Source organism: Mycobacterium persicum, from assembly GCF_002086915.1.
Lineage (GTDB): Bacteria > Actinomycetota > Actinomycetes > Mycobacteriales > Mycobacteriaceae > Mycobacterium > Mycobacterium persicum.
The window spans coordinates 3,583,088-3,595,510 of the sequence record NZ_MWQA01000001.1 but is presented as its reverse complement, the minus strand read 5'-3'; the positions used below and the strand labels follow the sequence as shown (position 1 = coordinate 3,595,510).

Sequence of the window (12,423 nt, the reverse complement as noted above, 5' to 3'; positions counted from 1 at the left end):
AACGAACTCCCGCCGGCCCCGCCGAGGCCGCCGCCACCCAACAGGCCACCGGCGCCGCCGGACCCACCGAGCCCGCCGACACCGCCCGCGAAGGTGCTGGCGCCGCCGGCCCCGCCGGCACCGGCATTACCCGACAACCATCCACCGGTCCCACCGGCCCCGCCGGCACCGCCGTTACCGGTCGAGGAGCTCCCGCCGGTCCCACCGGCGCCGCCGGAACCCAGCAGCCCAGCAGCGCCGCCGGCACCGCCGTTCTGACCCGCCGCGCCCGACCCGCCGGCCCCGCCGTCACCGAGCAACCAGCCACCCGGCGCCCCGTTGGCGCCGGTGCCGGAGGCTCCGTTGGCACCGTTGCCGATCAACGGACGACCGGTCGTTGCCTGGACGGGCGCGTTGACGGCGTCGAGCAGGCTCTGCAGCGGCGAGGCATTGGCGGCCTCGGCGCCGGCATACGCGCCGGCACCGGCGCTCAACGCCCGCACGAACTGCTCATGAAACAACGCCGCCTGCGCACTGAGCCCCTGATACGCCTGGCCGTGCCCGGAGAACACCGCCGCGATCGCCGCTGACACCTCGTCGTGAGCCGCAGCCAGGATCCCCGTGGTGGAGGCCGTCGCTGCAGCATTGGCAACGCCCAGCGCCACACCTAGATCCGCAAGCTGTGCCGCCGTCGAGGCCACCACATCCGGCACCGCAATCACATACGGCATCCCACAACCCCTGACATCAATCCACCGCGCCACCAACATGCATGCGCAATTCGCCCGGATGAGTTCAGCAGAATTACACCACTTGGCAGGCGAAGAAGATCCTGTTTCTCAGATTCCCGGTGACGTGCGTAGAGCTTCGTAGCGCGGTCGCCGGTTGCGGCAGCTACCCGCTACTCCACCTCCATCTCGCGCAGTTCACGCTTGAGGATCTTGCCGGTGGGATTGCGCGGCAGCTCGTCGAGGAAGATCACCTCCCGCGGCACCTTGTAGCGGGCAAGGTGGTCGCGCACATAGTGCTTGATGGTGTCCTCGTCGACCTCGGCATCGGGCTTCTTCACCACGAATGCACGCAGTCGCGCGCCCCACTCCTTGTCCTCGACACCGATCGCGGTGGCCTCCACCACGTCGGGATGCCCGCTGATCAGATCCTCCACCTCGGCGGGGAACACGTTCTCACCGCCGGAAACGATCATCTCGTCGTCGCGGCCGCTGACGTAGAGCAGGTTGTGCTCGTCGAAATAGCCGACGTCACCCGAGGACATCAGGCCGTCGATGATCTGCTTGTGGCCGCCGCCGGTGTAGCCCTCGAACGGAAAGGCATTGCCGACGAAGATCCGCCCGACCTCGCCCTGGGGCAGCTCGTTGCCGTTCTCGTCGAGGATCTTGACCTTCACGCCCTTGACGACCGGTCCGACGGTCGCCGGATTGCGCTCCAGGTCCTTGGGTCCGGCGATGGTGGCGAACGCGATCTCGGTCGAGCCGTACATGTTGTAGATGACCGGCCCGAGGTCCTTGAGCGCGCGCGAGGCCAACTCGGCGCCCAGCTGCGACCCGGAAACGAAGACGATCTTCAGGCTGGACAGGTCGGGCTTGTTGTGCATCTTTTCGACCGCGTCGAGGATGCGCGACAGCATCACCGGCACCACCACCATGGCGGTCACCTTGTGCTTCTCGATGTCTTCCAGCACCAGCGGCGGCTTGAATTTACGTCGCAGCACCAGCGTCGACCCCAGGAACATCGCGATGGTGGCGTGCAGGTAACCCAGCGCGTGGAACATCGGCGCCGGCAGCGACGTCACCTCGTTGGCCTTGAAGGGGACGTGCGACAGGATGCCGCCGACGGGCGCCAGCGTCGGTGGGGTGCTGCGGTTGGCGCCCTTGGGGGTGCCGGTGGTTCCGCTGGTCAGGATGATGATCGACGCATGCTTGCCGGCCTTGGGGGCGGGCGCGGTGCTGCTGCGCGCGATCAGGTCGGCCAGGGTCTCGTCGGTGCTGCCCGACGGCTCGTCTTTATCGGGGTTGGTGCCCAGGGCGCGGAGCTTGCCCAGCGGCGGCTCGGCCTTGCTGACGGCCTTGGTGTACTCGTCGTCGTAGATGATCAGCTTGGCGCCTTCGCGCTCCGACACCTCTTTGATCTGCGGACCGGAGAACTCGCTGTTGAGCAAGATGATGCGGGCTCCCACCCGGGCGGCGCCGTAGTTGGCGATGAGGAACCAGCGGTGGTTACGCGCCAGGAGGGCCACCCCGTCGCCGGCCCGAACCCCCTTGGCGAGCAGGGCGTTGGCCACGGCGTGGGCGGCCTCGTCGAGCTGCTTGTAGGTGAACTCGCCTTCTTCGTCAATGCAGGCTGCCCGGTCCGGGTGGCGCCGGGCATTCAGCGACGGCAGCATGCCGAACTCGCCCCACTTCACGATTTCGTTTGCCATCGCGGCATAGTTCAGCGGCGACTCCAACCGGAACGCGCCCGATTCGACGATCTTGCGCACGTAGTGCAGTTCGGAGGTACCGCGGTCGACGTATTGCTGGATCTTTCCGAGCCCGGGCAAGTCACTGAGGTTAGGCATAACCTCACAATATGTGACGGGGGTCGCAAAGCGATCAGAAGGTATTCCGGAATTAGCATGGACTCTCATGACCGGTCCGGCATCACTGGACGTCGCCGGACACCGCGTTACCATCACCCATCCGGACCGAGTGGTGTTTCCCGGCCCGGACGGCCGATCCGGACACACCAAGCTCGACCTGGTGCGTTACTACCTCTCGGTGGCCGATGGCGCGCTGCGCGGGGTGGCCGGCCGGCCGATGATCCTCAAGCGCTTCGTCAAAGGCATCTCCGAAGAAGCGGTGTTCCAGAAGCGCGCACCCGCCAACCGTCCGGACTGGGTCGACGTCGCCGAACTGCGCTATGCGTCGGGCACCTCCGCCAAGGAAGCGGTCATCCACGACGCCGCGGGACTGGCGTGGGTGGTCAACCTGGGCTGCATCGACCTCAATCCGCATCCGGTGCTGACCGGTGACCTCGACCATCCCGACGAGCTGCGGATCGACCTGGACCCGATGCCGGGCATCGGCTGGCGACACATCATCGACGTCGCCCTGGTGGTGCGTGAGGTGCTCGAGGACTACGGCCTGACCGGCTGGCCCAAGACGTCCGGGTCGCGCGGCTTTCATGTGTACGCCCGGATCGCGCCGCGCTGGCCGTTCTCCAAGGTCCGGTTGGCTGCCCAGACCGTTGCGCGCGAAGTCGAACGGCGGGTGCCCGACGCCGCAACCAGCCGCTGGTGGAAGGAAGAACGCGAGGGCGTGTTCGTCGACTTCAACCAGAACGCCAAGGACCGTACGGTCGCGTCGGCTTACTCGGTGCGGGCCACTCCCGACGCCCGGGTATCGACCCCGCTGGGCTGGGATGAGGTGCCCGACTGCCATCCGGAGGACTTCACCCTGGGCACCGTTCCGGACCGGTTCGCCGAGCTGGGTGACCCGTGGGCGGGGATCGACGACGCCGTGGGCCAGCTGGACCGGCTGCTCATGCTGGCCGAGGAATTGGGGCCGCCGGAAAAGGCGCCCAAGGGCGCCGGCCCACGGGCCGGCGGCCGGCGCCGGTCCTCAAAGCCGCTCATCGAGGTCGCGCGCACCAAGACCCGGGACGAGGCGATGGCCGCGCTGGACACCTGGCGCCACCGCCATCCCGCCGCAGCCGACCTGCTGCAGCCCGCCGACGTGCTGGTCGACGGGATGCGCGGGCCCAGTTCCATCTGGTACCGGATCCGGATCAATCTGCAGCACGTGCCGGCCGACCAGCGGCCCGCGCAGGAGGAGCTGATCGCCGACTACAGCCCCTGGCCGGACTATCCGCCCAAGCCGAAACCCATGCCGGACAGCTGATCAGAGTCGACTCGCCCAGCTTCCGCTGCGCAGGTAGCGGTACCACGTCACGATCAGCAGGCCCAGGAAGAAGACCACGTAGCAGCGCAGCGCCGGTTCGATGCTGCCGAATTGCGCCTTGGACCACGCATAGGCCAACGGCACCAGAAACCCGCCAAGCGCACCGACGGCGGAGATGACGCCCAGCGCACCCGCGGCCTGGCGACGCATCTGGACCATCGTGTCGGGGTCACCGCCCGCGAGCTCGCCTTTGACCGTGAAGATCCGGGAGATCATCCGGTAGGTCGATCCGTTGCCGATACCGGTGGCCACGAACAAGAACATGAAGCTGAGGAAGAACAGCGGCAAGTCGACCGCCTGAACCGACCACAGCGCCGCCGCCGCCCCGATTGCGAGCATGACGAAGCTGCCGGCGGTGATCCGGGCGCCGCCGATCCGATCGGCGAGCCTGCCACCGAGCGGACGGATAACCGATCCGATGGCAGCACCCAGGAAAGCCCAGCCCAACGCGATGTCACCGCGGCCGAAGACGCTGGTCAGCAAGGTCGGAAAGGCGGCCGAGTAGCCGATGAAGGATCCGAAGGTACCGATGTACAACAGCGACAACACCCAGGTGTCGGTGTGCCGCAATGCCTGCCAAACGGGTTTCACGTCAGCTTTGGCCTCGGTGAGGTTGTTCATGAACAGGTAGGCACACACCGCGGCGGCCACGGCCAAGGGGACGAACAACAATCCGGCACGTGCCAGCGCCACCCCGCCACCGGCGACCACGACCGAGGGGATGACCTTCTGCACCACCGCAACCCCGATGTTGCCCCCGGCCGCGTTGAGACCCAGCGCCCAGCCCTTGTCGCGCTCCGGGAAGAAGAACGAGATGTTGGCCATCGAGGAGGCGAAATTGCCGCCCCCTACCCCAGCCGTCGCGGCGATCACGACCAGCAGCACGAACGGGATGCCGGGATGACTTACCGCCCAGGACAGCAGTAGACAGGGAATGACCAACAACGTGGCCGAGATGATCGTCCAGTTGCGGCCACCGAAGATCGGGACGGCAAATGTGTAGGGCAACCGCAGCAACGCACCGACCCCGCTGGGCACCGCGACCAGACATAGCGCCTGGCTGGGCGACAGCGCCCAGCCAGAGGGCGCAGGGTGGCCACCGACGGCCGTCATATGCACCACCACGATGCTCCACAGCATCCAGACGCTGAACCCGATGTGCTCGGCGAAGATGGAGAAAACGAGGTTACGCCGGGCGATCGGTCTGCCGGTGCGCTCCCAGAACTCGGGGTCTTCCGGGCGCCAGTCATCAATCCAGGGACCTTCGACATAGGGCGCGCGCGGTGGCGCCTGCTGGACTTCCGGGGCAATGGTCATGGCCCGACGCTAAAGGCGCGCTGTTACCGGCTCCGGCGCCCGCAGTTACGTGGGCGAAAAGCAAACATCACAACGGTCTTGCGATGCCTGTCAGAAAAATGCGGCGGCGGGGGGATGCACCGGCATTGCGGCGGTGAGCCCACTCGGGCACGCGATAGTCTCACGCGGTGCAACAGGGATGGAGTCGCCGCGGATTCCTGCAGGTCGCTGGAGCAACAGGGCTCGTCGCCGCGGGGATTTCGGGGTGTTCGTCACCCGAACCGAAACCGGGCACACCCGGCGGTGGGGCGGTGACCATCATTCACCTATTCGGCAAGACCGTCGTCAAAGAGCCGCCGAAGCGCGTGGTGAGTGCGGGCTTCACCGAACAGGACGACTTACTGGCCGTGGGTGTGGTGCCGATCGCGGTGACCAACTGGTTCGGCGACCAACCGTTCGCCGTATGGCCGTGGGCCCAACCCAAGCTCGGCGCGGCGCAGCCGGTGGTCTTGAACCTGGACAACGGAATTGCGGTCGATCAGATTGCCGGCCTGAAGCCCGACCTGATCGTGGCCATCAACGCCGGCGTCGACGCCGACACCTACCAGAAGCTGTCGGCGATCGCCCCGACCATCCCGCAGTCCGACGGCGACGCGTTCTTCGAGCCGTGGAAGGACCAGGCGACCACCATCGGCCAGGCGGTTTTCCAGGCCGACCAGATGAAGTCGCTAATCGACGACGTCGACCGCAAGTTCGCCGAGGTCGGCCAGAAGAATCCGCAATGGAAGGGCAAGAAGGCACTGCTGCTGCAGGGCAGGCTGCGGCAGGGCAACGTGATCGCCACCATGGCCGGCTGGCGCACCGACTTCCTCAACCAGATGGGTCTGGTGGTCTCCGACGCCATCAAGCCCTACGCCGCCGGCCACGTGGCGGTCATCCCCCCCGAGCACAGCAAAGAGGTGCTCGATTCCGCCGATGTGTTGATCTGGTCCACCGAAAGTCCGGAGGAGCAGCAGGCGTTGCTGGCCGACCCCGCGATAGCGGCTGCGGGGGCGACCGCCCAGAAGCGCCACCTCTTCACCACCAAAGACCTGGCCGGAGCCATCGCGTTCGCATCGCCGCTGAGTTATCCTCTGGTGGCCGATCAGCTGCCCCCGCAGATCGGCGCCATCCTGGGCTGAATTCCCGGTTGGCACTGCCGCTGACCGCATCCTCATGAGCGTTTGCTAAGGCACCTCTGGCAGTGCTCGAAGATCCCTCGCCCGAGCGCCGACAACGGGGCTACCGTCGAAAGATGAGTGTGACGAACCTGTCCATCGACCCCGCAACCGACGCGGTGGCGCGCACCGTTCTGGACTACGGCGACCAGGCGCTGATGGTGCAATGTGACAGTACCGCTGAGGTTTTGGCGTGGACCGACGCACTGCGCGCGGCCGCCCTGCCGGGAGTGGTCGACATTGTTCCGGCCTTGCGGACGGTGTTGGTCAAACTGGCCGCACCCCGATTCCAGGGGGTTACCCGCCAACGGCTGCGCCGTCTACCGGTCGGCTCTTTGGCAGCATCGCCGGATCACCGGGGTGACCACCCCGTCATCGACGTCGTCTACGACGGACCCGATCTCGCCGAAGTCGCCGACCACACCGGCCTGAGCGCCGCACAGATCATCAACGCCCACACCGCAACCCCGTGGCGGGTGGGATTCAACGGGTTCTCGCCCGGCTTCGCCTATCTCATCGGCGGCGACCCACGGCTGCGGGTGCCTCGCAAATCCGAACCGCGAACCGTGGTGCCCGCCGGATCAGTCGCTCTCGCAGGCGAATTCAGCGCGATATATCCTCGCCAGTCGCCAGGCGGATGGCAGATCATCGGCCACACCGAAGCCGTGCTGTGGGACGTCACCAGACCCAACCCCGCGCTGCTCATGCAGGGCATGTGGGTGCGGTTCCGGGCCGCGTAGCAAGGAGCAGCTGCCATGACAATCCTGGAAGTTCTGCGCCCCGCCCCGCTTGCCATCGTCGAGGATCTCGGCCGGGCCGGCCTCGCCCATCTCGGTGTCGGCCGCTCCGGCGCCGCCGACCGCCGCTCCCATACCCTGGCCAACCGGCTGGTCGCCAACCCCGACGATCGGGCCACCGTCGAGGTCACGTTCGGCGGATTCTCGGCGCGGGTTCGCGGCGGCGACGTGGACATCGCCGTGACCGGGGCTGACAGCGATCCGACTGTCAACGGAATCATGTTCGGCACCAACAGCATTCACCACGTCCGTGATGGCGAGGTGATTTCGCTGGGCACGCCGCGCGCCGGGCTTCGGACGTATCTGGCGGTGCGCGGTGGCATCTGCGTCACCCCGGTGCTGGGCTCGCGGAGCTACGACGTCATGTCGGCGATCGGCCCCGCGCCGCTGCAAGCCGGTGACCTGCTGCCGGTCGGCGAGCACACCGCGGACTATCCCGCACTCGACCAGGCCCCGGTGGCCGCCTTCACCGGCGCCACGGTCGAACTGCTGGCGATACCGGGTCCGCGCGACGACTGGTTGGTCGATCCCGACGCCCTGGTCCACACCGACTGGGTGGTCTCCGACCACAGCGACCGGGTCGGGACGCGGCTGGTCGGGCGTCCGCTGCAGCACCGCGACCCGGACCGGCAGCTGCCCAGTGAGGGCACCACCCGCGGCGCGATCCAGGTGCCGCCCAATGGCTTACCGGTCATCCTGGGTCCCGATCACCCGCTTACCGGCGGCTACCCGGTGGTGGGCGTGGTGATCGACGAGGACATCGACAAGGTCGCCCAGCTGCGGCCGGGCCAGCATGTGCGGCTGCAATGGGCCAGACCCCGCACGCCGGTCCGTTAGCCGGCCCGTGCACGCCCAGGTCCACACCGCGCGCTTGGTGCACACCTCCGATCTGGACAGCGAGACACGCGAGCGCATCCACCAGATGGTGGCCGACGCCTTCGCCGGCGACTTCACCGAAACCGACTGGGAACACGCCCTGGGCGGGATGCATGCCCTGATCTGGCACCACGGCGCGATCATCGCGCACGCCGCCGTGGTGCAGCGACGGCTGATACACCAGGGCAACGCGTTACGCTGCGGTTACGTCGAAGGCGTTGCGGTACGCGAAGATTGGCGCGGCCGAGGGCTGGTGACCGCGCTGTTGGACGCCGGCGAACAGGTGATACGTGGCGCCTATCAACTCGGTGCGCTCAGCTCCTCGGCACGAGCCCGCAGGCTGTACGCGTCGCGGGGCTGGTTGCCTTGGCTCGGCCCCACGTCGGTGCTGGCGCCCGCCGGCCCGGTGCGCACCCCCGACGACGACGGCACCGTATTCGTGCTGCCGGTCGAGGTCACTCTGGACACCTCGGCGGGACTGATGTGCGATTGGCGCGCCGGCGACGTCTGGTAACCAGTGCGTAATTAACGCGCAATTTCGTTGTGCGCCAACGACGTCTGCTCGAATGTCCGGTGAACGTCGGTGACCCGCAGCACATTCGATCCGCAACTCACAGCGCCTGCCAGGAAGCTTCCAGACAACTGGAATTCAACTTTCAGGCGATATCGCCCTCACCAGGTTGACTCACTTACATACTCGATGTGAGCATCGAAAGGACTGCGACACATGCCTGGTGACCGCGGGCTGCCTGCATCCCGCCGAATGGCCGAAGCACGTTGCGGTGGGATAGCTCCACGGGGGATCTGAGTGCACGCCGTTAGGGGTGCTGCGCTCGTGACGTCTGTTCGGAACCGAAGACCGCGGACGAAAGGTAAAGACCGTATGGGCCGCAACCATCACATCCCGGACTGGAATCCGGAAGACATCGCGGCCTGGGAAGCCGGTAACAGCAAGATCGCGCGGCGCAATCTGCTGTGCACGATGGCCGGCGACCATGTGGCCTTCTCGATATGGTCGCTGTGGTCGGTGATGGTGTTGTTCATGCCGGCGTCGGTCTACGGGTTTTCCGCTGGTGACAAGCTGCTGCTCGGCGCGGTCGCCACGCTTGTCGGTGGCTGCGTGCGTATCCCGTACACCCTGGGTATCGCGAAGTTCGGCGGCCGCAACTGGACGACCTTCTCGGCATTCGTGCTGTTGATCCCGACCGCCGGCACCATCGTGCTGCTGGCCAACCCCGGACTACCGCTGTGGCCGTATGTGGTGTGCGCGGCGCTGACCGGGCTGGGCGGCGGCAACTACGCGGCCTCGTTGGCCAACGTCAATGCCTTCTACCCGCAACGGCTCAAGGGTGCGGCGCTGGCCGTCAACGCCGGTGTCGGAAACCTCGGGGTCGCGGTGATCCAACTAGTCGGCCTCTTGGTGCTGGCCACAGCGGGCCACGAGGCACCGTACTGGGTCTGTGCCACCTATCTGGTGCTGCTGGCGCTCGTGGGCATCGCGGCCGCGGTGTTCATGGACAATCTCGAGCACCGCATCGAGATCAACCACATGCGGTCGATCCTGTTCGACCGCGACACCTGGGTGATTTCACTGCTCTACGTCTGTACGTTCGGCTCCTGGATCGGGTTTTCGTTCGCCTTCGGCCAGGTCTTAGAGGTCAATTTCACGGCCAACGGCGAAACTGCTAAGCATGCGTCACTGCATGCCGCCCAAATCGCCTTCGTTGGACCATTATTGGGCTCCCTCGCCCGGATATACGGCGGACGCTTGGCCGATCGCCTCGGCGGCAGCCGCGTCACGCTCGGCGTGCTGGCCGGCATGATCATGGCCGCCGGGTTGCTGGTCGGCATCAGCACGTACACCGACCATGCCGCGGCGACACCCACCACCATGGTGGGATACGTCGCGGAAGTCGTCGGGATCATCGGATTCATGGCGCTGTTCATCCTTTCCGGTATGGGCAATGGGTCGGTGTTCAAACTGATTCCGTCGGTGTTCGAAGCACGCAGCAGATCGCTACTGGTCACCGACGCCGAACGCCGCCACTGGGCGCGTGCCATGTCAGGATCGCTCATCGGAATCTGTTCGGCAGTCGGCGCACTCGGCGGCGTGGGCATCAACCTGGCGCTGCGTGAGTCCTACCTCAGGAGTGGCACCGAGACGTCCGCGTACTGGGCGTTCCTGGCTTCCTATGGCGTTGCCGCCGTCCTGACCTGGATGATGTATGTACGCCGGCCGGTTTCGGAAGCAAAGGTCCACGGTACGAAGGCCCCGGCCGAACTCGCCCGGGTGTGAGCACCGCCTCAGCCAGGGGCAATGCCTAGGCAATTGCCTTGTAACGCCGCCGAAATTTCCGACGCTTAGACAGTTGATATGGCCCAGCGGAACTCTGAGCCACTGCGGGGCTACCGCATTGCAGTGACATCGGCTCGCCGCGCCGACGAGCTGTGCGCGTTGCTGCGCCGCCAGGGTGCCGAGGTCTGTAGTGCCCCGGCGATCTCGATGATCGCGCTGCCCGACGACGACGAGCTCCACCGCAATACCCTGGCGTTGATTGCCGATCCGCCGGACATACTGGTGGCGCACACCGGTATCGGCGTTCGGGGCTGGATAGCCGCCGCCGAGGGGTGGGGGTTGGCCGGCGGGCTGATCGAAGTGCTGTCTGCGGCCCGGGTCATATCTCGCGGGCCGAAGGCCACCGGGGAGTTACGCGCCGCCGGGTTACGCGAGGAGTGGTCCCCGGACTCGGAGTCGTCGCTGGAGGTTTTGGACTACCTGTTGCGTTCCGGCGTATCCGGGAAGCGGATCGCCGTCCAACTGCACGGCGCCACCGACGGCTGGGACCCATTCCCGGAGTTTGTCGGCGGGTTGCGTTCGGCTGGTGCCGAAGTGGTGCCGATCCGGGTATACCGCTGGAAGTCAACACCATTGGGCGGAGAATTCGACCAGTTGGTCGCCGGCATTGCCCGACGACAATTCGACGCCGTTAGTTTCACCTCGGCGCCAGCCGCGGCGGCGGTACTGGAACGCGGCCGTCAGTTGGGCATCGAGGAGCAGCTATTGGCCGCGCTGCGCAACGATGTGCACGCGATGTGCGTGGGCCCGGTCACGTCACGCCCCTTGACCCGAAAAGGCGTCCCGACGTCGGCTCCGAAGCGAATGCGGTTGGGAGCCTTGGCCCGGCATATCGCCGAGGAATTGCCACGGCTCGGATCGTGCACTCTAACCGCCGCAGGGCACGTCGTCGATATCCGCGGGACCTGCGTGCTGGTCGACGATTCCATCAAAACGCTGCCGGCCTCAGGGATGGCGATTCTGCGTGCGCTGGCCCGACGCCCCGGCGACGTCGTAGGGCGCGACGAACTGCTCGCCGTGTTACCCGGCAACGGCGATGACACCCACGCCGTCGACACCGCCGTGCTGCGGCTGCGAACGGCACTGGGAGACAAGAACATCATTGCAACGGTGGTCAAACGCGGCTACCGGCTGGCCATCGACACGCAGGACCACGTATGAGCCTGATCCTGACGGCACACGGCACCCGCAGACCGGCCGGCGTCGCTATGATCGGCGACCTTGCCGCGCGGGTAACCGCACTGGTCGACCAGACCGTGCACGTTGCGTTTGTCGACGTGCTGGGACCCACACCCAGCGAAGTGCTCTCCGGATTGTCCCTGGCAGCGGTATCGGCCCAACCGGCAATCGTGGTGCCCGCCTTCCTTTCTCGTGGATACCACGTCCGAACCGACCTGCCGGCTCATGTCACCGCCAGCGGCCATCCGGACGTCACCGTCACCCCGGCATTGGGGCCCAGCCGGGAGATCACCAGAATCCTGGCCCACCAGCTGGTGAAATCCGGTTGGCGTCCAGATGATTCGGTGATCTTGGCGGCGGCGGGAACATCGGACCACCGAGCGCTCGCCGATCTGCACACCGCTCGGACGTTCCTGTCGACGCTCACCGGGTCCCACGTGGAGCTGGCGTTCGCGGCCACCGGCGGTCCGGACGTGTGCACGGCAGTTGCCGACGCCCGCCGAAGCGGTGCGCGGCGCATCGTGGTGGTCTCTTATCTGCTGGCCGAAGGTTTGTTTCAAGAACGACTGCGCGACTGCGGCGCCGATCTGGTGACGCCGCCGCTGGGCGAGCATCCAGGATTGGCACGGTTGATCGCCGGACGATTCCGCGGCGCCATCCGGTGCCAATTGGGTAGTCGCCGAATGCTACGCATGCCGAATTAGGTGGCAGACAACTTCTTTGCCGGCAAGGCTGCGCCGGAATGGCACGCCGACGTCACGGACGCT

The 12,423-nt window shown here is 66.6% G+C and carries 11 protein-coding genes; 8 read left to right on the top strand and 3 right to left on the bottom strand.

What is annotated here, in order from left to right; all coding sequences use genetic code 11:
• A partial coding sequence (locus tag B4U45_RS16415) for a PE family protein (RefSeq protein WP_142995096.1) occupies nucleotides 1-710 on the bottom strand: 710 nt, incomplete at its 3' end.
• Between the two features lie 170 nt (nucleotides 711-880).
• Nucleotides 881-2,554, bottom strand: a complete 1,674-nt coding sequence (gene fadD2, locus B4U45_RS16410; protein ID WP_075546692.1) for a long-chain-fatty-acid--CoA ligase FadD2 — start codon at nucleotides 2,552-2,554, stop codon at nucleotides 881-883.
• Between the two features lie 67 nt (nucleotides 2,555-2,621).
• On the opposite strand from fadD2, the gene B4U45_RS16405 reads away from it, so the two are divergent.
• On the top strand, nucleotides 2,622-3,875 hold the full coding sequence (locus B4U45_RS16405; RefSeq protein WP_075546691.1) for a DNA polymerase domain-containing protein: 1,254 nt from the start codon (nucleotides 2,622-2,624) through the stop codon (nucleotides 3,873-3,875).
• Here the strand turns inward: B4U45_RS16405 and B4U45_RS16400 are convergent, their stop codons facing one another.
• On the bottom strand, nucleotides 3,876-5,252 hold the full coding sequence (locus B4U45_RS16400; RefSeq protein WP_075546690.1) for a NarK family nitrate/nitrite MFS transporter: 1,377 nt from the start codon (nucleotides 5,250-5,252) through the stop codon (nucleotides 3,876-3,878).
• A gap of 167 nt (nucleotides 5,253-5,419) precedes the next feature.
• On the opposite strand from B4U45_RS16400, the gene B4U45_RS16395 reads away from it, so the two are divergent.
• The 7 genes from B4U45_RS16395 to B4U45_RS16365 all read left to right on the top strand — a co-directional run bounded on the left by B4U45_RS16395 (nucleotide 5,420) and on the right by B4U45_RS16365 (nucleotide 12,360).
• Nucleotides 5,420-6,412, top strand: a complete 993-nt coding sequence (locus B4U45_RS16395) for an ABC transporter substrate-binding protein (protein ID WP_075546689.1) — start codon at nucleotides 5,420-5,422, stop codon at nucleotides 6,410-6,412.
• Nucleotides 6,413-6,525: 113 nt separating this feature from the next.
• Nucleotides 6,526-7,188 carry a 5-oxoprolinase subunit B family protein gene (locus B4U45_RS16390; RefSeq protein WP_075546688.1) on the top strand — a complete coding sequence of 221 codons (663 nt, stop codon included), beginning with the start codon at nucleotides 6,526-6,528 and terminating at the stop codon, nucleotides 7,186-7,188.
• 15 nt (nucleotides 7,189-7,203) lie between these two features.
• Entirely contained in the window at nucleotides 7,204-8,082 is an 879-nt protein-coding gene (locus B4U45_RS16385) for a 5-oxoprolinase/urea amidolyase family protein (RefSeq protein WP_219859457.1), read from the top strand.
• Nucleotides 8,083-8,089: 7 nt separating this feature from the next.
• Nucleotides 8,090-8,635, top strand: a complete 546-nt coding sequence (locus B4U45_RS16380) for a GNAT family N-acetyltransferase (protein ID WP_075546686.1) — start codon at nucleotides 8,090-8,092, stop codon at nucleotides 8,633-8,635.
• Between the two features lie 369 nt (nucleotides 8,636-9,004).
• On the top strand, nucleotides 9,005-10,417 hold the full coding sequence (locus B4U45_RS16375; RefSeq protein WP_075546685.1) for a nitrate/nitrite transporter: 1,413 nt from the start codon (nucleotides 9,005-9,007) through the stop codon (nucleotides 10,415-10,417).
• A gap of 78 nt (nucleotides 10,418-10,495) precedes the next feature.
• Complete coding sequence (locus B4U45_RS16370; protein WP_075546684.1) at nucleotides 10,496-11,638, top strand: uroporphyrinogen-III synthase; 1,143 nt, start codon at nucleotides 10,496-10,498, stop codon at nucleotides 11,636-11,638.
• Entirely contained in the window at nucleotides 11,635-12,360 is a 726-nt protein-coding gene (locus B4U45_RS16365) for a sirohydrochlorin chelatase (RefSeq protein ID WP_075546683.1), read from the top strand. The genes B4U45_RS16370 and B4U45_RS16365 overlap by 4 nt, the downstream gene beginning before the upstream one ends.
• The last annotated feature ends 63 nt before the right edge of the window (nucleotides 12,361-12,423 follow it).